Annotated in this window: 24 protein-coding genes; 5 read left to right on the top strand and 19 right to left on the bottom strand. The window is 66.3% G+C overall.

What is annotated here, in order from left to right; genetic code table 11:
• Both mhuD and ACTXG5_RS08610 read left to right on the top strand, forming a co-directional pair.
• The gene (gene mhuD, locus ACTXG5_RS08615) at nucleotides 1-321 is read left to right on the top strand and encodes a mycobilin-forming heme oxygenase MhuD (RefSeq protein WP_445163269.1); all 321 of its coding nucleotides are present in this window, start codon (nucleotides 1-3) and stop codon (nucleotides 319-321) included.
• A complete protein-coding gene (locus tag ACTXG5_RS08610; protein WP_445163268.1) occupies nucleotides 296-1,660 on the top strand; it encodes a Cpe/LpqF family protein in 1,365 nt (454 codons plus the stop codon). Before mhuD ends, ACTXG5_RS08610 begins: the two co-directional genes overlap by 26 nt.
• Here ACTXG5_RS08610 and ACTXG5_RS08605 read toward each other — a convergent pair whose 3' ends face one another.
• The 19 genes from ACTXG5_RS08605 to ACTXG5_RS08515 form a co-directional block, all read right to left on the bottom strand.
• The gene (locus ACTXG5_RS08605; RefSeq protein ID WP_445163267.1) at nucleotides 1,661-2,218 is read right to left on the bottom strand and encodes a histidine phosphatase family protein; all 558 of its coding nucleotides are present in this window, start codon (nucleotides 2,216-2,218) and stop codon (nucleotides 1,661-1,663) included.
• Nucleotides 2,215-3,018, bottom strand: coding sequence for a CbtA family protein (locus ACTXG5_RS08600; RefSeq protein WP_445163266.1), 804 nt, complete (start codon nucleotides 3,016-3,018; stop codon nucleotides 2,215-2,217). The genes ACTXG5_RS08605 and ACTXG5_RS08600 overlap by 4 nt, the downstream gene beginning before the upstream one ends.
• A gap of 6 nt (nucleotides 3,019-3,024) precedes the next feature.
• Entirely contained in the window at nucleotides 3,025-3,234 is a 210-nt protein-coding gene (locus ACTXG5_RS08595) for a CbtB domain-containing protein (RefSeq protein ID WP_445163265.1), read from the bottom strand.
• A gap of 156 nt (nucleotides 3,235-3,390) precedes the next feature.
• The gene (locus ACTXG5_RS08590) at nucleotides 3,391-3,771 is read right to left on the bottom strand and encodes a YbjQ family protein (RefSeq protein ID WP_445163264.1); all 381 of its coding nucleotides are present in this window, start codon (nucleotides 3,769-3,771) and stop codon (nucleotides 3,391-3,393) included.
• A gap of 81 nt (nucleotides 3,772-3,852) precedes the next feature.
• Nucleotides 3,853-6,387, bottom strand: coding sequence for an ATP-dependent protease ATP-binding subunit ClpC (gene clpC1, locus ACTXG5_RS08585; RefSeq protein ID WP_445163263.1), 2,535 nt, complete (start codon nucleotides 6,385-6,387; stop codon nucleotides 3,853-3,855).
• A gap of 299 nt (nucleotides 6,388-6,686) precedes the next feature.
• Nucleotides 6,687-7,025: a histone-like nucleoid-structuring protein Lsr2 gene (lsr2, locus tag ACTXG5_RS08580; RefSeq protein WP_025736770.1), complete on the bottom strand. Its 339-nt coding sequence runs from the start codon at nucleotides 7,023-7,025 to the stop codon at nucleotides 6,687-6,689.
• Nucleotides 7,026-7,146: 121 nt separating this feature from the next.
• Nucleotides 7,147-8,655 carry a lysine--tRNA ligase gene (lysS, locus tag ACTXG5_RS08575; RefSeq protein WP_445163262.1) on the bottom strand — a complete coding sequence of 503 codons (1,509 nt, stop codon included), beginning with the start codon at nucleotides 8,653-8,655 and terminating at the stop codon, nucleotides 7,147-7,149.
• 124 nt (nucleotides 8,656-8,779) lie between these two features.
• Nucleotides 8,780-9,595: a type III pantothenate kinase gene (locus ACTXG5_RS08570; RefSeq protein WP_445163261.1), complete on the bottom strand. Its 816-nt coding sequence runs from the start codon at nucleotides 9,593-9,595 to the stop codon at nucleotides 8,780-8,782.
• A gap of 2 nt (nucleotides 9,596-9,597) precedes the next feature.
• A complete protein-coding gene (gene panD / locus ACTXG5_RS08565; protein ID WP_445163260.1) occupies nucleotides 9,598-10,041 on the bottom strand; it encodes an aspartate 1-decarboxylase in 444 nt (147 codons plus the stop codon).
• Nucleotides 10,041-10,988, bottom strand: a complete 948-nt coding sequence (gene panC / locus ACTXG5_RS08560) for a pantoate--beta-alanine ligase (RefSeq protein WP_445163259.1) — start codon at nucleotides 10,986-10,988, stop codon at nucleotides 10,041-10,043. Before panC ends, panD begins: the two co-directional genes overlap by 1 nt.
• Nucleotides 10,985-11,896: a Rossmann-like and DUF2520 domain-containing protein gene (locus ACTXG5_RS08555; protein WP_445163258.1), complete on the bottom strand. Its 912-nt coding sequence runs from the start codon at nucleotides 11,894-11,896 to the stop codon at nucleotides 10,985-10,987. The genes panC and ACTXG5_RS08555 overlap by 4 nt, the downstream gene beginning before the upstream one ends.
• 126 nt (nucleotides 11,897-12,022) lie before the next feature.
• Nucleotides 12,023-13,480 carry a DUF6779 domain-containing protein gene (locus ACTXG5_RS08550; protein ID WP_445163257.1) on the bottom strand — a complete coding sequence of 486 codons (1,458 nt, stop codon included), beginning with the start codon at nucleotides 13,478-13,480 and terminating at the stop codon, nucleotides 12,023-12,025.
• 144 nt (nucleotides 13,481-13,624) lie between these two features.
• Entirely contained in the window at nucleotides 13,625-14,101 is a 477-nt protein-coding gene (locus ACTXG5_RS08545) for a DUF3180 domain-containing protein (protein ID WP_445163256.1), read from the bottom strand.
• On the bottom strand, nucleotides 14,101-14,652 hold the full coding sequence (folK, locus tag ACTXG5_RS08540; protein ID WP_445163255.1) for a 2-amino-4-hydroxy-6-hydroxymethyldihydropteridine diphosphokinase: 552 nt from the start codon (nucleotides 14,650-14,652) through the stop codon (nucleotides 14,101-14,103). The genes ACTXG5_RS08545 and folK overlap by 1 nt, the downstream gene beginning before the upstream one ends.
• Nucleotides 14,652-15,050, bottom strand: coding sequence for a dihydroneopterin aldolase (gene folB, locus ACTXG5_RS08535; protein WP_445163254.1), 399 nt, complete (start codon nucleotides 15,048-15,050; stop codon nucleotides 14,652-14,654). Before folB ends, folK begins: the two co-directional genes overlap by 1 nt.
• Nucleotides 15,043-15,885, bottom strand: a complete 843-nt coding sequence (gene folP / locus ACTXG5_RS08530; protein WP_445163253.1) for a dihydropteroate synthase — start codon at nucleotides 15,883-15,885, stop codon at nucleotides 15,043-15,045. The genes folB and folP overlap by 8 nt, the downstream gene beginning before the upstream one ends.
• Entirely contained in the window at nucleotides 15,882-16,493 is a 612-nt protein-coding gene (folE, locus tag ACTXG5_RS08525; protein ID WP_445163252.1) for a GTP cyclohydrolase I FolE, read from the bottom strand. The genes folP and folE overlap by 4 nt, the downstream gene beginning before the upstream one ends.
• Nucleotides 16,494-16,508: 15 nt before the next feature.
• Complete coding sequence (gene ftsH, locus ACTXG5_RS08520) at nucleotides 16,509-18,890, bottom strand: ATP-dependent zinc metalloprotease FtsH (protein WP_445163251.1); 2,382 nt, start codon at nucleotides 18,888-18,890, stop codon at nucleotides 16,509-16,511.
• Nucleotides 18,891-19,085: 195 nt separating this feature from the next.
• The gene (locus ACTXG5_RS08515; RefSeq protein ID WP_445163250.1) at nucleotides 19,086-19,502 is read right to left on the bottom strand and encodes a VOC family protein; all 417 of its coding nucleotides are present in this window, start codon (nucleotides 19,500-19,502) and stop codon (nucleotides 19,086-19,088) included.
• Between the two features lie 126 nt (nucleotides 19,503-19,628).
• Between ACTXG5_RS08515 and ACTXG5_RS08510 the strand changes: the two genes are divergently transcribed.
• Genes ACTXG5_RS08510 through ACTXG5_RS08500 form a run of 3 tightly spaced genes read left to right on the top strand, consistent with a single transcriptional unit; the run spans nucleotide 19,629 to nucleotide 22,794 of the window.
• Nucleotides 19,629-20,597, top strand: coding sequence for an alpha/beta fold hydrolase (locus ACTXG5_RS08510; RefSeq protein ID WP_445163249.1), 969 nt, complete (start codon nucleotides 19,629-19,631; stop codon nucleotides 20,595-20,597).
• Entirely contained in the window at nucleotides 20,594-21,781 is a 1,188-nt protein-coding gene (locus ACTXG5_RS08505; protein WP_445163248.1) for an LLM class flavin-dependent oxidoreductase, read from the top strand. The genes ACTXG5_RS08510 and ACTXG5_RS08505 overlap by 4 nt, the downstream gene beginning before the upstream one ends.
• Nucleotides 21,781-22,794, top strand: coding sequence for a zinc-binding dehydrogenase (locus ACTXG5_RS08500; protein WP_445163247.1), 1,014 nt, complete (start codon nucleotides 21,781-21,783; stop codon nucleotides 22,792-22,794). The genes ACTXG5_RS08505 and ACTXG5_RS08500 overlap by 1 nt, the downstream gene beginning before the upstream one ends.
• The last annotated feature ends 136 nt before the right edge of the window (nucleotides 22,795-22,930 follow it).

The raw sequence follows: 22,930 nt of genomic DNA, 5'->3' as shown, positions 1-22,930 counted from the left end.
ATGCCGCCAGTGGTGAAGATCAACGCAATCGAAGTGCCCGCCGACGCTGGCCCTGAACTGGAGAAGCGGTTCGCTCACCGCGCACACGCGGTGGATAACCAACCCGGCTTCCTCGGCTTTCAGCTGCTGCGTCCGGTCAAGGGTGAGAACCGCTATTTCGTGGTGACACACTGGGAGTCCGATGAAGCATTCCAGGCGTGGGCGAGTGGGCCCGCCGTCGAAGCCCATGCCGGGCAGCGTGCCAACCCGGTGGCGACTGGCGCGTCGCTGCTGGAATTCGAGGTCGTCATGGACGTTGCCGGGAACAAGCCGGCTGAATAGCCGACGTCCCGCGCGGCAGCGCCTGCTGGCCCTCACCGCGGCCGCCGCACTGGTTGCGACTCTCGCGCCGGGTTGCTCACCGTCGCCGTCACCACAGGCGAACGCGGCCAACCCCGGCCGGGCGATCGACACCCGAACGCCTCCCGGGCTGCGGGCCCAGCAGACCGTGGACATGCTCAACTCGGACTGGCCGATCGGCCCGGTCGGAGTTCGCACTCTTGCCGCGCCTGACAAGGTCGACTCGGTCGAGACCACGATGGAAGAGCTCTGGTGGGATCGTCCCTTCGCCCTGGACGGGGTGGACATCAGCGCCAGCGTTGCCACGCTGCACCTCACCTCCTCCTACGGCGCGCGCCAAGACATCCGGATTCACACCGACGACATGGGGCGGGTCGATCGATTCGACGTCGAAACGCAGGCGCCGACGATCACCTCATGGCATGACATCGACGCGACGTTGAGCAAAACCGGCGCGCGGTACTCCTATCAGGTCGCCAAGGTCGATGACGGCCACTGCGATCCGGTGATGGGCACCAATACCGGCGAATCTCTCCCTCTGGCATCAATTTTCAAGCTGTATGTACTGCACGCCTTGGCGGGCGCCGTGAAGAACCACACGGTGTCCTGGGACGATCAGTTGACCGTCACCGAAAAGAGCAAGGCGGTGGGCTCTTCGGGCTTGGGACTTGCTCCCGGCGACCACGTTTCGGTGCGCAGCGCAGCCGGGAAGATGATCGCCAACAGCGACAACATGGCCACCGACCTGCTGATCGAAAGAATGGGAACCCACGCCATCGAAGAGGCGCTGGCCACAGCCGGCCATCACGATCCGGCCAGCATGACTCCCTTCCCCACGATGTACGAGCTGTTCTCCATCGGCTGGGGCCAGCCGGATCTGCGCAGCCAGTGGCAAAGTGCAGACCCGCAGGTCCGTGCCCAGCTGCTGGCGCAGGCGAATTCTGCTCCCTACCAACCTGATCCGACCCGAGCCCACACCCCAGCCTCGGCTTACGGAGCGGAGTGGTACGGCAGCGCCCAGGACATCTGCCGAGTCCACGCAGCTCTGCAGGCCGACGCGGTCGGTGCGGCCGCACCGATCAGGCAGATCCTGTCCGCCGTGTCGGGTATCCAGCTGGACCGAAACGTTTGGCCCTACATCGGCGCCAAAGCTGGTGGCTTGCCGGGTGATCTGACCTTCAGCTGGTATGCCGTCGACAAGACGCAGCAACCGTGGGTCGTCAGCTTCCAGCTGAACTGGCCCCGCGATCACGGGCCGAAGGTAACCGGCTGGATGCTCCAGGTCGCCAAACAGGCGTTCGCGCTGATCGCACCGCAGTAATCATTGCAGCCGCAGCGTCCAGCAGTCGTTCCGGTAATGCAAGGTCGTCAGGACAACCGGTGCAATGTCGATGCGCCAGAACGACTTCGGCGCAATGTCGAGGGCCAGCAGAATCGCTGCCCGGATCACCGCCGGATGCGTCACCGCAATAGTTCGCGATGGCCCGTCGATCAACGACGCCAACCATCCGGCTACCCGCTCGGTGAGGTCGACGATGGACTCCCCGCCGTGCGGCGCCCGGGCCGGTTCGGTCAGCCACACCTCGAGGTCCGCTGGGGCTACGGCGTTCAGTTTCAGACCGCGCCAGTGCCCGCAGTCAAGGTCGGCCAACCCCGGCTCGGTGGTGGCGTGCAAGCCCAGCTGCTCTGCGGTTTGGCGGGCCCGTTGCTCGGGACCGGCGAGATGCCGTGACCCGAGGCCCGGGATATCAAGGCCCGCAGCAACTTCGACCTGTCGACGGCCGGTTTCGTTGAGCGGCTCGTCGGCGGGAAAACGCGCGGCCGCCATCGCATCGGTCATCGCGTGCGACACCAAGGTCAGCCGGACGACCTCCGTCACCCCGCGATGCTCGATACCTGTCCGCTCTCGGCGCGCTCCCCCAGCAACCGCCCCGCGAGCGTCGCAAAGACCACGCCGATCGTCGCCCACAGCAGCAGCTGCGTGCCCAGCGACAGCAACCTGAATTCGTAGAGGACATCGGCGGGAAAGCCGGGATAGATGATCGCACCCGAGGCGTCGCGCAACGGTTCGGGCGTCTCGTCCACCGTCGGTAGCAACACCATCACCACCGCGACGGTCACCAGGTACCCCCCGGCTGCGAGCAGCCGTGCATTCCATGCGCCGAATCGGTCAGCCAGCCGCCGGGTCAGCCACACCGCCGCGATCGCCAGCACCACCGACGCCAGCACCATCACCAGATACCAACCGGTGCGTGCCCCGATCGTGTCGGACTGGCCGACAGCGGGGGGATTCGGCGGGTATTTGACGAACGGAACCAGGTACACCGCCACGAAGGCCGTAGCCGCCAGCAGTAACGAAAGTTGTTGTGGTCCAAGGGTTTCCGCGCGGCCCGCCGCGCGGGCATAGACGACGCAGAACAGCACGGCGAACAGTGCGCCCATGGCAAGACCGAAAATCAGCACACCAAATCCCAGGCCGGCGTTGGCCTGCACGCCGCGAGTAAACAGCTCGATGCCATGCTCATGGACACCGTGGGCATTCTCGGCCTCGGTTCGGCCGTCCTCAAAAGCGATCGCGCGGGCAATGACGGGTTCGGCATACACACGGGCGAATATGAATGCCAGCACCGCGCCAATAGCGCCCGCCAGCAGCCCGCGTCCGATCAGACGCTTTTCCACGCCGGGTCAGTGGCAGGGGAAGCCGAGGAGATGGCGCGCATCGTGCACGAATTCGTGCACATGCGAGTCGCTGCCGAACAGCGATACCGCGCCCTGATCGACGCCGATGAAGTAAATCGCCAACAACGCCAGGAACGCGGTTGCTGCCAACCAGAGTGTGGCGCTCGCCGCCGACAAATCAACCGAGCGTGTGCCGGCCGTCTCGGAACTGGACACTGTTAACTCCTTCTGGGAATGACGCGTCCCGCCTTGGGTGACGGGTTCCGGGTCTGACTTTCTGCAGTGGCGCGACCGTTCTGGAATTCCACCAGGATTCCGTTACCCATCGACAACAATCGTCAGTCTAAGCGGATTGCACGACTGGTCAAACGATCAATGCTGCGCGGCTGCGCCACCGTAGCCGAGCTGACTGGCCGTGTACTTCGCCGCATCGGTGACCGGCACCGCCTCCACGGCCGTGCCGTAAGCGCAAATCTCGGTCCACACGTCGCCGATCTCGGTGGTGTCGAACCGCATCGCGACGATCGCGTTGCCGCCGCGGGTGCGCGCCTCGGTGATCAGCCGCGCCATCGCCTCGTTGCGGCTCTCGGCGAGATTCTTGGTCATGCCGGCCAGCTCCCCGCCGAACATCGACTTCAGCCCGGCGCCGAATTGGGCAAACGCATTGCGCGAGCGAACCGTCAGGCCGAACACCTCGCCGCAGACGCGTCGAATCTCCCAGCCCGGAAGGTCATTGGTCGTGACGATCAGCACAGGCGAGCCCCTTTGCTCTCAGCACAGCGAAGCGGGTGGTTAGTCCGCTCAGAGACTAACCACCCGCTCGCTGTCGTGCTACTACGGTGTTTCGGGGGCGGCGTGCGCTCCGGCTTTCGCCAGGTCCGGCTCGACCGGCGGCTTGCGCGCTCCGGTGAACGTGAACACCGCGTCCTCGCCGGCACCTTCGCCGTCCCAGTTGTCCACATCGACGGTGACCACTTGCCCGGGTCCGACCTCGTCGAAGAGGATCTTCTCGGAGAGCTGGTCCTCGATCTCGCGCTGGATGGTGCGCCGCAGCGGGCGAGCACCCAGCACCGGGTCGAAGCCGCGCCTGGCCAGCAATGACTTGGCCTTGTCGGTCAGCTCCATCGCCATGTCCTTGGCCTTGAGCTGAGTGCCGACCCGGGTGATCATCAGGTCGACCATCTTGATGATCTCGTCGCGGGTCAGCTGGTGGAAGACGATGACTTCGTCGATGCGGTTCAGGAACTCCGGGCGGAAGTGTTTCTTCAGCTCGTCGTTGACCTTCTGCTTCATCCGCTCGTAGTCGTTCTCGCCGCCACCTTGGGTGAAGCCCAGGCCGACCGGCTTGGAGATGTCGGAGGTGCCCAGGTTGGACGTGAAGATCAGCACCGTGTTCTTGAAGTCCACCGTGCGGCCCTGACCATCAGTCAGCCGGCCATCCTCGAGCACCTGCAACAGGCTGTTGTAGATCTCCTGGTGTGCCTTCTCGATCTCATCGAACAGCACCACCGAGAACGGCTTGCGCCGCACCTTCTCGGTGAGCTGGCCGCCCTCCTCGTAGCCGACGTATCCCGGGGGAGCACCGAACAGCCTCGACGCGGTGAACCGGTCGTGGAACTCGCCCATGTCGATCTGGATGAGCGCGTCGTCGTCGCCGAACAGGAAGTTGGCCAGCGCCTTGGACAGTTCGGTCTTACCGACGCCGGAGGGCCCGGCGAAGATGAACGAACCCGACGGGCGCTTGGGGTCTTTCAGCCCGGCGCGGGTACGACGGATCGCCTTCGACACGGCGCGAACGGCGTCCTCTTGGCCGATGATCCGCTTGTGCAGCTCGTCTTCCATGCGCAGCAACCGAGTTGTCTCGGCCTCGGTGAGCTTGAACACCGGGATACCGGTCCAGTTACCCAGCACCTCGGCGATCTGCTCGTCGTCGACCTCGGCGACCACGTCCATATCACCTGAACGCCACTGCTTTTCGCGCTCGGCGCGTTGCCCAACGAGTTGCTTCTCGCGATCGCGCAGGCTGGCCGCCTTCTCGAAGTCCTGGGCGTCGATCGCCGATTCCTTCTCGCGGCGGGCGTCCGCGATCTTCTCGTCGAACTCACGCAGGTCTGGCGGAGCGGTCATGCGACGGATCCGCATCCGGGCACCCGCCTCGTCGATCAGGTCGATCGCCTTGTCCGGCAGGAAGCGGTCGTTGATGTAGCGGTCGGCCAGCGTGGCGGCCGCCACGATCGCGCCATCGGTGATCGAGACCCGATGGTGTGCCTCGTAGCGGTCGCGCAGACCCTTGAGGATCTCGATGGTGTGCTCCACCGTCGGCTCGCCGACCTGCACCGGCTGGAAGCGGCGCTCCAGAGCGGCATCCTTTTCGATGTACTTGCGGTACTCGTCGAGGGTGGTGGCACCGATGGTCTGCAGCTCGCCGCGCGCCAGCTTGGGCTTCAGGATCGACGCGGCATCGATCGCGCCCTCGGCGGCACCGGCACCCACCAGGGTGTGCAGCTCGTCGATGAACAGGATGATGTCGCCGCGGGTGTTGATCTCCTTGAGCACCTTCTTCAGGCGTTCCTCGAAGTCACCGCGGTAGCGGCTGCCCGCGACCAGCGAACCCAGGTCCAGCGTGTAGAGCTGCTTGTCCTTCAGCGTCTCGGGGACCTCGCCGTGCACGATGGCCTGCGCCAGGCCCTCGACCACGGCGGTCTTGCCGACGCCGGGCTCGCCGATCAGCACCGGGTTGTTCTTGGTGCGCCGGCTCAACACCTGCATCACCCGCTCGATTTCCTTCTCGCGGCCGATGACGGGGTCCAGCTTGCCTTCCATCGCGGCAGCCGTCAGGTTGCGCCCGAACTGGTCGAGCACCAACGACGTGGACGGGCTGCCCGACTCGCCGCCGCGGCCACCCGTGCCGGCCTCCGCGGCCTCCTTGCCCTGGTAACCGCTCAGCAGCTGGATCACCTGCTGGCGCACCCGGGTCAGCTCGGCGCCGAGCTTGACCAGCACCTGCGCGGCCACGCCCTCACCCTCACGGATCAGGCCCAGCAAAATGTGTTCGGTGCCGATGTAGTTGTGGCCGAGCTGCAGCGCCTCGCGCAAGCTCAGCTCGAGAACCTTCTTGGCGCGCGGGGTGAACGGGATGTGCCCGGACGGTGCCTGCTGGCCCTGGCCGATGATCTCCTCGACCTGGCTGCGGACGCCCTCAAGCGAGATTCCAAGCGACTCGAGCGACTTCGCTGCGACGCCTTCACCTTCGTGAATCAAACCCAGAAGGATGTGCTCGGTGCCGATGTAGTTGTGGTTGAGCATCCGGGCCTCTTCTTGGGCCAGGACGACCACCCTGCGGGCACGGTCGGTAAATCTTTCGAACATCGGTGGTTACCTGCTCTCCCTCACCATCGGTACTCGGTCATTGTCGGCGCCGGGGCCGACAGTGCGTACCTGATGTCCACTGTAATGGTCGGCCCGGCAGGCTTCTCACCTTGCGGTGGCCTACCGTTCGGGCCGGCTCGGCTCAATCTGAGGAATCCCCCGGTGACGACAGAACCGTAACTGGTGAAACGAGACAAACCACCAAATCGTTTCCCCCAGGCGCCGACGATCATTTCGCCGCCAGCGAAAACAGAACCGGCGCCCAGACCTCGCGGGCCGGGGCGCCGGTTAGCGCTTTGCTAGGTGGCCGCGTGGAAGGCGTCGATGACGTCTGCCGGGATACGGCCGCGCGTCGACACGTTGTGCCCGTTGCGGCGGGCCCATTCGCGGATCGCTGCGCTCTGCTCGCGGTCGATCGCCCCACGACCGCGGCCCGAGCCGGAACGCCCCCGACGGCGACCCCCGACGCGACGGCCGGCTGCCACCCACTGCTTCAGATCACCACGGAGTTTCGCGGCATTCTTCGTTGAAAGATCAATCTCATAGGTCACCCCGTCAAGCCCGAATTCGACAGTTTCGTCGGCGGCACCTGCACCGTCGAAATCGTCAACCAAGGTGACGGTGACTTTTTTGGCCATTAGCTTACCCTCGCGTTTCTTCCTGAGCAGTTGCTGGGCAGTTCGGACCCACTCCCCGGTCACTAATCTGCCATATGGACGCAGCATACTCAATCCGAGCGCAACGCGTAGTGTTCGGTTTTCAGCTCGAGTGCGGTCGAACAATCGGGAACAAAACTGTCTCTCTAATTGACAGACCGGTCAAAGTCATCAACAACCGGTCGATACCCATTCCCGTTCCGGTGCATGGCGGCATCCCATACTCCAGCGCGGTGAGAAAGTCATCGTCGAGCAGCATGGCCTCGTCGTCGCCGTCCGCCGCGGCGCGCGCTTGTTCGGCAAATCGTTCGCGCTGCACCACCGGATCGTTTAATTCCGAGTAGCCGGTGGCCAGTTCGACGCCGCGTACATAGAGGTCCCACTTCTCGGTCACACCCGGGATGCTGCGGTGCTGACGAGTCAAAGGTGTTGTCTCGACAGGGAAATCCTTGACGAACGTTGGCGCGGTCAGCGCATTGCCCACCGAGTGCTCCCACAGTTCCTCGACCAGCTTTCCGTGCCCGTAGCCACGGTCGTCAGGAACCTCGACACCGAGCCGGTCGGTGATGGCACGTAGCCGATCGACTGACGTCTGCGGAGTGATCTCTTCACCGAGCGCGGCAGACAGCGACGGATACATTTGTATCGACGCCCATTCTCCGTCTATGTCGTAGACACTGCCGTCGGGCAACGGGAGTTGTCTGGTACCGATCGCCTCGTCGGCCACCTCTTGAATAAGCTCTCGCGTGACGACTGCCGAATCGTCATAGGTTCCGTAGGTCTGGTAGGTCTCCAACATCGCGAATTCCGGAGAATGCGTCGAATCAGAACCTTCGTTTCTGAACACCCGATTTAGCTCGAAGACCTTGTCGAATCCACCGACGATGCATCGCTTGAGGAACAGTTCCGGCGCGATCCTCAGGTAGAGATCGATGTCAAGAGCATTGGAATGCGTGATGAACGGCCTAGCTGCCGCGCCGCCGGCCAACGTCTGCAACATTGGCGTTTCGACTTCGAGAAACCCGCGCCGTTCCAGCGCGTTGCGTAACGCGCGGACAACCGCGATTCGCTGGCGAGCCACCGCACGCGCTTGGGGGCGGACGATGAGGTCGACATAACGCTGCCGCACCCGCGATTCTTCGCTCATCTCCTTATGCGCGACGGGCAGCGGCCGCAGCGACTTGGATGCCATGCGCCAGGAGTCGGCCAGGACGGACAATTCGCCGCGTCGTGAGCTGATCACGTTGCCGTGCACATAGACGATGTCGCCGAGGTCGACGTCGGCTTTCCAGGCGTCCAGCGACTCCTGGCCGACCTTGTCCAGGCTGATCATTACCTGCAGGGTGGCGCCGTCACCGTCTTGCAGCGTCGCAAAACACAGTTTGCCGGAATTACGCGCGAATATGACCCGTCCCGCCACCCCGACGATGTCCTCGGTCGCGGTGTCGACCGCCAAGTCCGGGTATGCGGCGCGGACCTGCGCCAGCGTGTGGGTGCGTTCGATGGCCACCGGGTAGGGGTCAAGTCCCTCGGCCAACAGCCGAGCTCGTTTGTCCCGGCGAATCCGGTACTGCTCGGGGAGGTCTTCTCCATTGTCTGAGGCGGCACTCACGACGTGCCAGCTTAAATGACTGCGCGCCGGCTCCGCCGTTGGCGTCGACTGTGCGCTGGTGCCCCCACGGCGGGTAACCGGCCGTTTAGCCGCCAGGTGCGCACGCTCAATGCGGGCGAGAAACTCAGCGTGCCGTCTTCAGCCGGCCGCGCTGGGTGTCCCGGTTGCGTTCGAAGACGAGGCGCAGCCCATGCAGCGTCAGGTGCTGGTCGTACTCGGCGACGGTGTTCAGCTCGGACAACAGCAGCGGGGCGGTGTGGCCGGTGGCTACGACCACCACGTCGTCCCCGGAAAAGCCCTCCACGTCCTCACGGATGCGCGCCACCAGGCCGTCGACCAGCCCGGCGAAGCCGAAGACCGCCCCCGCCTGCATACATTCGACGGTGTTCTTGCCGACCACCGACCGGGGCCGGGACAGCTCGACTCGACGCAGCGCGGCCGAGCGGGCCGCGGCGGCATCCGAAGAAACCTGCACGCCGGGCGCGATGGCGCCGCCGAGGAACTCCCCCTTGGCCGATACCACGTCCACACAGATCGACGATCCGAAATCGACGACGATCGCGGCCTTACCGAATTTATGAAAAGCCGCCAGGCAGTTGATGATCCGGTCGGCGCCCACTTCTTTCGGATTGTCGACCAGCAGCGGAATACCGGTCCGCACCCCGGGCTCGATCAGCACGTGGGCCACCGACGGCCAGTACTGGTCGAGCATGACCCGGACCTCGTGCAGCACCGACGGGACGGTGGACAGGGCCGCGGCCCCGGTGAGCCGCTCGGAGTCGTCGCCGATCAGGCCGTCGATGGTCAGCGCCAGTTCGTCTGCGGTGGCCTCGGATTCGGTGCGGATCCGCCACTGCTGCACGACCTTTGCGTGCTCCTTGGCGCCGGACAACAGCCCGACGACGGTGTGTGTGTTGCGGACATCGATCGCCAGCAGCACGATTACCGCACGCCGATCCGGGGGTTGTGGGGGTACCGCCCCCGCGCAGGGAGCAACTCGGCCGCATCATCGGGCACGAAGGCCGGATCACTCCCCAGGTCGATCTGCTTGTTGCCGGCGTCGACGAAGACGATCCGCGGCTGGTAGGCACGCGCCTCGGCATCCTCCATCGAGCCGTAGGCGATCAGGATCACCAGATCGCCCGGGTGCACGAGATGTGCTGCGGCGCCGTTGATTCCGATCACACCGGTGCCACGCTCGCCGGTGATCGCGTAGGTGACGAGCCGGGCGCCGTTGTCGATGTCCACAATGGTCACCTGCTCACCCTCCAGCAGGTCGGCCGCCTCCATCAGATCCGCGTCGATGGTCACCGAGCCGACGTAATGCAGATCCGCCTGCGTGACGGTGGCACGGTGGATTTTCGACTTGAGCATCGTCCGTAACATCAGTTCCTCCAAGGTGATTCGACACGCCCGTCCGGCCCGAGGGGTGCCACCCCTGCGGTGCCGGCGATCTCGACTTCGATTGCAATGTTGTCCAGCAGTCTGGTGTTGCCCAGCCGGGCAGCGATGAGCAGGCGTCCGGGCCGGTTGGCCTGCAGCGGACCCAGCCCGGCGTCGCGCAGCTGCAGATAGTCGACCTCGATGGCGGGCACTGCGGCGAGTACGGCACGTGCCGCGTCCAGCGCAGCCTGTTCGCCCGCGGGCGCAGCATGCACGGCGGCCGCCAGCGCCGCCGACAGCGTCCCAGCCAATTCGCGCTGCGCCGGGTCCAGGTAGCGGTTACGCGACGACATCGCCAGGCCGTCGCCCTCCCGCACGGTCGGCACGCCGATCACCTCGACGTCGATGTTCAGGTCGGCGGTCATCTGCCGTATCAGGACCAGCTGCTGATAGTCCTTCTCGCCGAAGAAGATCCGGTCGGGACGCACGATCTGCAGCAGCTTGCACACGACGGTCAGCACACCGGCGAAATGCGTCGGCCGAGCGCCACCTTCGAGTTCGGTGGCTAACGGACCGGCCTGCACCGTGGTGCGCAGGCCGTCGGGATACATCGCCGCGGCGGTCGGGGCGAACACCATCTCGACGCCCTCGCCGCGCAACATCGCCAGGTCGGTGTCGAGCGTGCGGGGGTAGGCGTCGAGGTCTTCCCCGGCACCAAATTGCAACGGATTCACGAAGATCGAGACGGCGACCACCGAGCCGGGCACCCGTTTGGCGGCGCGCACCAGGGCCAGATGCCCGTCGTGCAGCGCGCCCATCGTCGGCACCAGCATCACCCGACGGCCGGTGTGGCGCAGCGCGCGGCTGACGTCCGACACGTCGCGCGGCGCCGAGTAGACATTCATTTCGCCCGGCTTGAAAGCCGGTGGCCGGGCCGTCGTCGCGCTCATCGCACCAATACCTCGACGACGTCGGAGGGAGCATGTGCGCGCTGCGCTGTCCGCAAGGCGTTCACCCGATAGGCCTGGGCCAGTTCAGGATCGACCTGCGTCAGCGCGCGCAGGTGGTCGGCGACCGCGGCCGCGTCACCGCGGGCAACCGGGCCGGTGAGCGCGGCCTGCCCACGCTGCAGCGTGTTCTCCAATGCCGCCCGGGCCAGCGGCCCGACGATGCGTTCGGCGAGGCCACCGGGCTGCTCGTCGACGGTTTGTTGCCCGAGCAGTTCGCTGCCCCGCAGCGAGGCCCGCAGCGCGTCGAGCGCATCGGCGACGACCGCTACAAGATGGTTTCCCGCATGGGCCAGAGCGGCGTGGTAGAGGACGCGGGCGTCCTCGCGGACGCAGAACGGCTCCCCGCCCATTTCCAGAACCAGCGACTGCCCGATCGCGTAGCCGACATCGTCGGCCGCGGTGATGCCGAAGCAGGTGTCCGGCAGCCGGCTGATGTCCTCGTCGGAGCCGGTGAACGTCATCGCCGGGTGAATCGCCAGCGGGATGCAGCCGTGCTGCGTCAGCGGCTCGAGAATGCCGACGCCGTTGGCGCCCGACGTGTGCACGACGATCGTGCCGGGACGCACCGCCGAGGTCGCGGCCAGACCGGACACCAGCCCCGCTAGTTCGCGGTCGGGAACCGATAACAGCAGCAGTTCGGCAGCGGCAGCCACATCCGGCGGTGTGACGACCGGGGTATCGGGCAGCCGACGCGCCGCCCGCTGCCGCGACGCGTGAGAGATGGCGCTGCACGCCACCACGACGTGCTCGGCGCGCTCCAGCGCGACACCCAGGGCGGTACCGACCCGGCCGGCCGAAATGATCCCCACCTTGAGCCTGGCTGGGCGCAAACCGTCGAACTGCTCCATCGCAGACGACCTCACATCGTGTGTTTGTACGTTCCAGTCCCAGGCTTGAGTGCTTTCGGGGTACCGGACGGTCAGCAACACTCTAGTCGATCGGTGACGCAGCCCCAATGTGAGGAAGGTCCCAGCTCAGCCTTCCCGGCGACGACGCCGGCCACCGCCGGATGGCTGCACCTGCAGCCGCGCCAGCAAGTCGGCAACCGACTGACCGCCGGTTTGTGGGCCGTCCCCCGGGCTGTCCACATCCTCGGACACGGGGTCCGCACCGAGGTGGCGGGGGGCCGGCTCCAGGTGCGGCGCCGGGGCGAGTCGCGGTGGCGGGGGCGCCGCGTCGTGCGGTGCCTGCCCGGAGTGCGGTGCTGGTGGTGGCGGCGCCGTCGCCGCGGCGGGGCGGGGCGGCGGTACCGCGCCGGGCTCGTTCGTCGAGATGAAGTTCCGGACTGAGTAGTCGCGGTACTCCGCGGAATGGCGCGAGCGCGCCCGACGGCCGGGGTCGCTGTGCGGCGCCGAAGACTCGGGCTCGACAGGTGGGCCGTCGAACGACTCCTCGGGGTTGGAATGCCGGGAGCGCCGACGCCGGCCCGAGGGCGTCACCACGGGCGCATCGGGCGAATCGGCGCTGGCCCAGTTGCTGCCCGTCGTTCCCGGAGGCAGCCAGAGCCCGTCGGCGTTGACCGGCTGCCAGTCCTGCCGCACCGATCCAGGCTGCGGTTCCGGTGGCGGCGGTGGCCCGGGAGGCGGCACCGGCGGTGGGTGTTGCTGCCAGTGCGCAGGCTCGAATCGTTGCTCCGCCTGCGCCGGGGTGGGCATCGGCGGGGGCGGATACGGAACCTCCTGATCAGGCACGTAGGGCGGAGCCTCTTGATACGGGGCCTGGGGTCCGGGCGGGTAGGGAGCGTCGTGCTGGCCTTCGTAGTGAAACCGGGCACGCTCCCTGGAGCGGGGCGGGACCAGCGGCTCTTCGGGTACGTCGATGATCGCGGATTCGTCGGTGCGGGCGTCACCGGAATCGAACGGGCTGCCCTCGCGGACCGAGGTGACCCGATCGCTGGTCACCCAATCAACCCCGGCGCCCTCGCCATTACGGTCCCAGTCGCTGTATGCCCGTGCGGGCGGCGTCTCGGTCTCGACGGTCTCCAGCGCGGGACGCTGGTCGAGGTCGGTGTCGAACAAGATTTCCAGGCTGGTCCGCAGCGCGGTCACTTCCGCCCGAAGCGCAGCCACATCGTCGGCGGCCGCAGCGCGGATCTCGGAGGCCAGCTCGCGACGCAACTGCGACTCAACGGTCAGCTCGTACTCGCGGCGGGCCGAGATTTCCCGGTCCAGCTGCAGGTCATAGACCAGTTTCAGGTCGCGCACCCGCGACTGGTCAGCGTCGCTTTGCCGGCGGTAGAGCACGGACACGAAGGCTCCGGCGACTGCGGCCCACAGCGCCAGGATCACTGCGAGCTTGAGGAGTTCCACACGATTGGTGAAAACCAGTGCCGAACTGGCCCCTATCGCGAGGACCAGCAACGCCGTCAAGAGCACCCACCCCGGCCTGCGGCCGCCGCGCCGAACCCTGGCGCCGCGGGACAGAACGGTCATGGCCTGACAATACCTGTGCGACGTCACTGCGCGTGTCGCGCGACTCCGGCGATTCTCACCTGGGTTAATCCGCCGATTCAGCGGGGTTGGTGGCCCGGTCGTGTCGGCCGGCCCGCGCGGTGCTCCGCAACCTTGGCGGGCGCCCTAGCTTTCCGCTCCCTCGCCGTGCTCGGGCGGATCCTGCGGCGATATACAGCAATGCTGTAGCCATAGCGCGGCGACCAATAGGGCCAGCGCGCTGACGGCGGCCACCACCGTTCCGGTCGTGTCCTCCGCGGCGGCCCGCAGCCACGACCGGCGCGGCAGGAAGTACACGAGTACTCCGACCCACCAACCGAGTACCAGCGCGCCCATCCAGGCCGACGCCTTGGCGACCAGCACGGTGCGTGCGACCGCAAGCGGGTGCAGCCAGCCTCGAGCGACACCGATTTCCCCCTCGCTGATCTTGGCCCGCACGTAGCGCGCCCACAGCGCCTCGGCGATGGCGGCCGCGAGCAGCGACAGTCCGGTCCACACCGTGATCGGGGGAAACCAGCGGTACAGCACCGTGATCAGCAGAAAACTCAGTACCGCAGCGCCGACGGCCGCGGCCGTCAGGTCACGTTTGCGGGTCGGCCCCATCAGCCCTTCGATTCCGGATCGGCTCGGGACGTAGCCGCGCCCTTGAGCGTCCGCGGGGACAACCGGACCGCCTCCAGGTCGGCGGGCTCGAGTTGGGCCAACAGCTGGGCGACCGGCCGGGGACCTTCGGCGACGGTCAGCTGAGCATCCGGGTCGACGGCGAGCCAGGGAACCATCACGAAGGCCCGCAGATGGGCCAGCGGGTGCGGCAGGGTCAGGTTGTTTTCGCGACTGAGCACTTCTCCGTCAGCGGAGTAGCAGGCGATCAGGTCGACGTCCAGGGTGCGTGGGCCCCAGCGCTCACCGCGAATCCGGCCCGCCGCCCGCTCGAACTCCTGGCCCCGGCGCAGCCAGCCCTGCCCGTCGCGGGCCGGGTCGTCGGCGATCAGCACCGCGTTGAGGAACGGCCCCTGCTCCACGCGGCCCCAGGGCGCCGTCTCGTACACGGGAGAGACGGCGAGCAGCGCGTCACCGAGCCCGTCGACGACCGACTGCAGCCGCGCCAGCCGGTCCCCGAGGTTGGAGCCGATGGACAGGACGACGCGCGTCATCACGCACCGCTCGCGGGGATCACCGAACCGCGCCCGCCGCGCCGCGACCGTCGGACCACCACCGCGACGTCGGCGAACTGCTGCCCGATCGGCGCATGGGGCTTGTGCACCGTGACCTCGACGGCGTGCACGCGCTCGTCGTCCATCACGGACTCGGCGATCTTGGCCCCCACCGTCTCGATCAGGTTGTGCGGGGGTCCCGCGACGATATCGACGGCTTGCTGGGACAGGGCGCCGTAGTCATAGGTGGCAGCCAGGTTGTCGGTGGCCGCGGCGTCGACCAGATCGATCCAGACCACGATGTCGATGACGAATTCCTGCCCATTAGTCCGCTCGAATTCGTAAACTCCATGCCGGCCATGAACTGTCAAGCCGCGCAACTCGATTCGGTCAGCCATCGCTTTGCATCCGCTCCGTCTGCGTCCAGGCACCGACGACCTTGAGGGCGTCGACCGAGGCCCGCACGTCGTGCACTCGCACACCCCAGGCCCCGTAGAGGGCGGCCAGCGCGGAAATCACCGCGGTCGCCGTCTCACGCCCGTCGGGCGGTCGCGGCGACCCGTCCGGTCCGGCCAACAGCGTACCGAGGAACCGTTTACGCGAGGCGCCCAGGAGCACCGGCACTCCGGTGGCCACCAACTCGGGCAAGGCATGCAGCAATGCCCAATTGTGTTGTCCTGTTTTGGCGAATCCAAGCCCGGGGTCGATGACCAGCTTCGCCGGATCGACACCGGCGGCCACCGCGTCGTCGACGCCGGCCAGCAATTCCGAACGCACCTCGGCCACGACGTCGCGGTAGTGCGGGGCCTCGTGCGGGCGACTGGAGGACACCGACCGCCAATGCATCAACACCCACAACACCCCGGCCTCGGCCACCAGCGGCGCCATCGCGGGATCGGCTCGCCCGCCGGACACGTCGTTGACGATCCGCGCGCCGTTCTCCAGCGCCGCCCGAGCGACGTCGGCGTGCATGGTGTCGATGCTGACGATAATGCCCTGTGCTGCAAGTTCTTTGACGACGGGAACGATGCGCGAGCTTTCCACCCGTGGGTCGATTCGAGTGGCGCCGGGCCGGGTCGACTCCCCGCCGACGTCGATGATCCCTGCGCCTTCGGCGGCCAACGCCAGGCCGTGTGCGACGGCGTTGTCAGCGCAGAGGTAGCGCCCGCCATCTGAGAATGAGTCGTCGGTGACGTTGACAACCCCCACAACCTGCACCGGCCGCGAACTCACTTACGCAGGATGAGGTCGAGCGCTTCGGCTCGAGAGGCAGCATCGGTTTTGAACTGGCCGCGCACCGCCGAGGTAGTGGTGGTGGCGCCGGGCTTACGGACACCGCGCATCGCCATGCACAGATGCTCGGCCTCGACCACGACGATCGCCCCGCGCGGGGCGAGCCGGTTCACCAGGGCGTCGGCTATCTGGCTGGTGAGCCGCTCCTGAACCTGGGGCCGCTTGGCGTACAGGTCGACCAGCCGGGCGATTTTCGACAGCCCGGTCACCCTGCCGTCGGTACCGGGGATGTAGCCGACGTGAGCCACCCCATGGAACGACACCAAGTGGTGCTCGCACGTCGAGTACAGCGGGATTCCCTTGACGATCACCAACTCGTCGTGGTCTTCGTCGAACATGGTGTTCAGCACCGCGTCCGGGTCGGTGTAGAGCCCGGAAAACATCTCCTGGTAGGCGCGAGCGACGCGGGCCGGGGTGTCTCGCAGCCCATCCCGCTCGGGGTCTTCGCCGATCGCGTACAACAACTCGCGGACCGCCGCCTCCGCACGTGCGTGATCGAACGGCGCCCGTGCGCCGTTCAGCGCGGTGCGGGAATCCGGCAAAGCCATCGAATTCTCCGTTCGTCAGCCGCGGGCCGGCGGATTGGACCGGCTTACATCCTCATCCGGCTGGTCGGGGGCTTTTCCCGGGTCCGGACTGGGTTGGCCAGGCGGCGGATAGGGCGGATAGGGCGGGTACGACGGCTGGCCCTGACCCTGGCCGCGGCTGGGCTGGCCCGGATAACTCGGGGCCGGCTGGGGCCAATAGGGCTGCGGCGGAGGCGGATACCAGTGACCCTGGGGTTGTTGCGGCTGATGCGGCGACGACGGCGGCCAGCCCGGCGCATACCAGCCGGCCGGGGCTCCGTAGTCCGGCTGGGTGGGACGCTGTGGTCCACCCTGCCGATCGCCTGCGCCCTGAGTACCGTGAGAACCGTTGGGGCCGTGGGCATTTCTATCGGCCTCCGCTCGCGCGGCCTCGGCAGCTTGGCTGGCCGCCGCGATAGCCGCCTTGAACGCCGGCTCGGGAACCGGCTGAGGCCACGGTTCGCCGCGCTCCTTGGCCAGCTCGCCGGGCGTCTTGATCGGCGGCTTGTCCGACGGGATGCGTCCGCCGAAATCGTCGAACACCGTGAGCCGGGGCCGCTTTTCGACGTTGGCGAAGATCGCTTTCAGCTCGGGCCGGTGCAAAGTTTCCTTTTCCAGCAACTCGCCGGCCAAAATGTCCAGTACATCGCGGTACTCGGTGAGGATCTCCCACGCCTCAGTGTGCGCGGCCTCGATCAGCTTGCGGACCTCGTCGTCGATGTCGCGGGCGACCTCGTGGGAGTAGTCGGCCTGGTTGCCCATGGTCCGGCCCAGGAACGGGTCGCCGTGTTCGGTGCCGTATTTGACGGCGCCGAGCTTGGAACTCATGCCGTACTCGGTGACCATCGCGCGAGCGATCTTGGTGGCCTGCTCGATGTCGGACACCGCGCCGGTCGTCGGCTCGCGGAAAATCAGTTCCTCGGCGGCGCGTCCGCCCATCGCGAACACCAGCTGCGCGATCATCTCCGAGCGGGTCCGCAGGCCCTTGTCATCCTCGGGCACCGCTACGGCGTGTCCACCGGTGCGGCCGCGGGCCAGGATCGTCACCTTGTAGACGGGGTCGATGTCGGGCATCGCCCACGCCGCCAGGGTGTGCCCACCTTCGTGGTAGGCGGTGATTTTCTTCTCGTGCTCGCTGATGATCCGGCCCTTACGGCGTGGCCCGCCGATCACCCGGTCGACCGCCTCCTCGAGGGCGGGCCCGGTGATGACGGTGCCGTTTTCGCGGGCGGTCAGCAGCGCCGCCTCGTTGATGACGTTGGCCAGATCGGCGCCGGTCATACCGACGGTCCGCTTGGCCAGCCCCTCGAGGTCGGCGTCGGCGGCGATCGGCTTGCCCTTCGAGTGCACCGCCAGCACCGCGCGCCGGCCCGCCAGGTCGGGGTTCGACACCGGGATCTGCCGATCGAAACGTCCCGGGCGCAACAGCGCCGGGTCCAGGATGTCGGGCCGGTTGGTCGCGGCGATCAGGATGACCCCGGCGCGCTCACCGAAACCGTCCATCTCCACCAGCAACTGGTTCAGCGTCTGCTCACGTTCGTCGTGGCCACCGCCCAGCCCGGCACCGCGCTGGCGGCCCACCGCGTCGATCTCGTCGACGAAGATGATGCACGGGCTGTTTTGTTTTGCCTGCTCAAAAAGGTCGCGCACCCGCGAGGCACCGACACCGACGAACATCTCGACGAAGTCGGAGCCCGAGATGGTGAAGAAGGGCACGCCGGCTTCGCCGGCCACGGCGCGCGCGAGCAGCGTCTTGCCGGTACCCGGCGGCCCGTACAGCAGCACCCCCTTGGGGATCTTGGCGCCCAGTGCCTGGTACCGCGACGGGTTCTGCAGGAAGTCCTTGATCTCGTAGAGCTCCTCGACCGCCTCGTCGACGCCGGCAACGTCGCCGAACGTGGTCTTGGGCATGTCTTTGGAGAGCTGTTTGGCGCGCGACTTGCCGAAGCCGAAGCCCATCCGGGCGCCGCCCTGCATGCGCGAGAACATCACGAACAGGCCCACCAGCAATAGCAGCGGCAGCAGGTAAACCAGCAGCTCGCCCAGGACGCTGCCTTCGTTGACGACGGTGCTGACCTTCGCGTTCTTCGCGTTGAGCGCGTTGAACAGGTCGACGGCATACCCGTTCGGATATTTGGTGATGACCTTGTCGGAGTTGTCGGTGTCGTTGTTGCCCTTCTTCAGGGTCAACCGCAGTTGCTGCTCACGGTCGTCGATCTGCGCGCTCTTGACGTTGTCGCCGCTGATCTGGGACATCGCCACCGAGGTGTCGACAGGCTTGTAACCGCGGGTGTCGTCGCTGAAATAGAAGAACGACCAGCCGAGCAGCAGTACGACAGCGATCGCCGTGACTGTGCGAATCACGTTTTTCCGGTTCATCAAGCATCGGCCGTTCCGGCCAGGTCCTTTCCCCGATATACGCAGCTGGAAAAGTTCAGGCTACCGCTATACCAACGGGGGGCGGTTCCCGATGGGACCCAGAGCACGGCAAATTGAGTTCGGGGACGCCTGGGATTGGCAGAAGCCACACTGGCATGACACCGCACCGCCATGATCACGCTCACGGCTGGGCGACTAGTCGTAATACCGGGCCTCGATCACATTGCCGTCCGGATCGGAGAAATAGTAAATGTGCGGCGCCCATCCCCGGGCTCCGTAGCTGCGGTTCAGGCGGGCACTGGTGTCCACCCCCGCGGCCTGCAGACGCCGGTCCAAGGCCTCGTATTCGGACTTCGACAGGGCCAGGCAGACGTGGTTGACCGGGTGTCCGGCACTGCCCTCGACCTTAGTGAGCGCCTCGGTGGCACCGCCGCTGGCTACCGGCGACAGATCGATGATCGAGTCTTCGCTCACCCGGACACTCGGAAACGGCGCTTCGCCGGCTTCGAACTCGTCGAAGCGCACCGGGTCAAGCCCGATCACTTTCGTATAGAAGTCCATCGATGCCCGCGGATTCTTCGTCCACAAGACGATGTGGTCCAGCCGCCTCACGCCGAGTCCACCCGCTTTCGCTAGCTGTCGTATCCGCGATGTCTACCAGACCCGCCGCGTTGTGAACGCCCGTTTTCAACCTGGCTGATACTTCTCAGTCCGGGGCCGTTGTGATTTGGTGAGACGGTGCCGACATCAACCGAACGGTTAGTGGACACCAACGGCGTGCGGCTGCGGGTGATCGAGGCCGGCGACCGCGGCGCTCCGGTGGTGGTCCTGGCCCACGGCTTTCCAGAATTGGCCTACTCATGGCGACACCAGATTCCGGCGCTCGTGCAGGCCGGATACCACGTGTTGGCTCCCGACCAGCGCGGTTACGGCGGATCTTCGCGCCCTGACGCAATCGACGCTTACAACATTCGCGAGCTGACGACCGACATCGTCGGCTTGCTCGACGACATCGGCGCCGAGCAAGCCGTCTGGGTCGGCCACGACTGGGGTGCCCCGGTGGTATGGCATGCGCCGCTGCTGCATCCCGACCGGGTCGCGGCCGTCGTGGGGTTGAGCGTGCCGGCGACACCGCGCTCCAAGACGCCGCCGACGCAGGCCTGGCGCAAGACATTCGGTGAAAACTTCTTCTACATCCTGTATTTCCAGGAGCCAGGCATCGCCGACGCCGAACTCAACGGTGATCCCGCCCGCACGATCCGCCGGATGATGGGCGGGCTACGGACATCCGCTGACAAGGCCGCGGGGATTCGGATGGTGGCACCCGGCCCGGAAGGCTTCATCGACCGTCTCCCCGAACCCGATGCGCTGCCGGAGTGGATAAGCCAGGACGAACTCGACCACTACATCACCGAATTTTCGCGCACCGGATTCACCGGCGGCCTGAACTGGTATCGCAATTTCGACCGCAACTGGGAGCTCACCGCCGAACTCGCCGACATGAAGATCTCGGTGCCGTGCTTGTTTATCGGCGGCACAGCCGATCCCGTTCTCGCCTTCACCCGCGCCGATCGCGCCACCGAGATCGTCTCCGGGCCGTACCGCCAGGTGATGATCGAGGGCGCGGGTCACTGGCTGCAACAGGAAAGACCCGACGAGGTCAACGCAATATTGCTGGAATTTCTCGACGGATTGGAGCTGCGGTGAACGCACCGCTTCGTTTCGGCCTCTTTATCACGCCATTTCACCCGATCGGCCAATCCCCAACGGTGGCTTTGGAATACGACATGGAACGCGTCGTCGCCCTGGACCGCCTGGGGTACGACGAAGCCTGGTTCGGCGAGCACCACTCCGGTGGCTACGAGCTGATTTCCTGCCCGGAGGTGTTCATCGCGGCCGCCGCGGAACGGACCAAGCACATCCGGCTGGGCACCGGCGTGGTGTCGCTGCCCTACCATCATCCGCTGATGGTGGCCGACCGCTGGGTGCTGCTGGACCACATGACCCGCGGCCGGGTGATGTTCGGCACCGGTCCCGGGGCGCTGCCGTCGGATGCCTACATGATGGGCATCGACCCGGTCGATCAGCGGCCGATGATGCAGGAATCCCTTGAAGCGATCCTCGCCCTGTTCCGCGCCGGGCCCACCGAGCGAATCGACCGCCACACCGACTGGTTCACGTTGCGCGACGCGCAGCTGCATATCCGCCCGTACACCTGGCCCTATCCGGAAATCTCTACGGCGGCAATGATTTCGCCGTCCGGTCCGCGACTCGCGGGCGCGCTGGGTACGTCGTTGCTGTCGCTGTCGATGTCGGTCCCCGGCGGTTACGCCGCGCTGGAAACCACCTGGGGTATCGTGCGCGACCAAGCCGCCAAAGTCGGCCGGGACGAACCGAACCGGGCCGACTGGCGAGTCCTGTCCATCATGCACATCGCCGACAGCCGCGAGCAGGCGATCAACGACTGTACCTACGGGCTCCAGGATTTCGCCGACTACTTCGGCGCGGCCGGATTCGTCCCGCTGGCCAATACCGTCGAGGGCACGCAGACACCTTACGAGTTCGTCGAAGACTATGCGTCCAAAGGGAATTGCTGCATCGGCACGCCCGACGAAGCCATCGCGCACATCGAAGACCTGTTGGAACGGTCGGGCGGCTTCGGGACGCTGCTGATGCTCGGTCATGACTGGGCCTCACCCGAGGCGACCTATCACTCCTATGACCTGATGGCCCGCAAGGTGATTCCCCACTTCAAGGGACAGCTGGCGGCGTCGCGGGCTTCGCACGACTGGGCCAAAGACCATCGCGACCAACTGATCGGCCGAGCCGGCGAGGCCGTCGTGAAAGCCATCACCGAGCATGTCGGCGAGCAGGAAGGCGCGGTGACCTGATGCGCGCCTCGGTGCTGCGCGACGGTCGTATGGTCTATCGGGACGACGTTCCCGACCCGGTGCCCGAAACCGGCCAGGTGCTGGTTGCGATCCGGGCCTGCGGAATCTGCGGCTCCGACTTGCATTTCGCCGCGCACGGCGACCAGGTGCTGGAAATGACCGAGCGGGTCGCGCGCGGCTCGAGCGGCATGGACGTCGATCTGGAACACGACGTCTTCATGGGCCACGAGTTCAGTGCGGAGGTGCTCGAAGCCGGACCCGACACCGACACCCATCCGGCCGGAACCATCGTCACGTCGATTCCGGTGCTGTTGTCCGCCAAGGGGGTGGAGCCGATCGTCTACAGCAACAACACCATCGGCGGCTACGCCGAACGGATGCTGCTCTCGGCGCTGCTGCTGCTGCCCGTTCCGAACGGCCTGGACCTCAAGCATGCCGCCCTGACCGAACCCATGGCGGTGGGGCTGCACGCCGTCAACAAGTCGAACATCGCGCCGGGCGAGACCGCCCTGGTGCTGGGCTGCGGCCCGATCGGCATAGCGATCATCGCGGCCCTTCGCGCGCGTGGCGTGGAAAACATTGTGGCATCCGATTTTTCGCCGAAACGACGGGAGCTGGCCAGCGCGATGGGCGCCCACCAGACGTTGGATGCCGCGCAGGGTTCGCCGTTCGACACTGTCAAAGCCGCGGTGGTGTTCGAAGCGATCGGTGTGCCCGGAATCATCGACGACGTGCTTTTACGAGCGCGGTCGGGCACCCGTTTGGTCGTTGCCGGAGTGTGCATGGAGTCCGACACCTTCCATCCGTTCTTCGCGATTGCCAAAGAGATCAACGTGCAGTTTTCGCTGGCCTACGGCCCCGAGGAGTTCGCCGAGTCACTGCGCTCGCTGGCCGAAGGCGAGATCGATGTCAGCCCGCTGATCACCGGCGAGGTGGGCCTGGACGGGGTCGCGGCAGCCTTCGACAACCTCGCCGACCCCGAGCGGCACTGCAAGATTCTCGTCACGCCCTAGGCCTGGCATCGTCAACGTCCAGACGGAATACATGCCGAGACGAATGCCAGAATCAGAACGGCCAGCAGCGCAATTGTGCAGCAGAGCGACCAAACCGTAACAAGCACATAGCTTTCCGACTCACTGCCGCCCGGTG

The sequence above is a fragment of the Mycobacterium sp. Dal123C01 genome, assembly GCF_052566995.1.
This window is presented reverse-complemented; position numbering and strand designations above follow the sequence as displayed.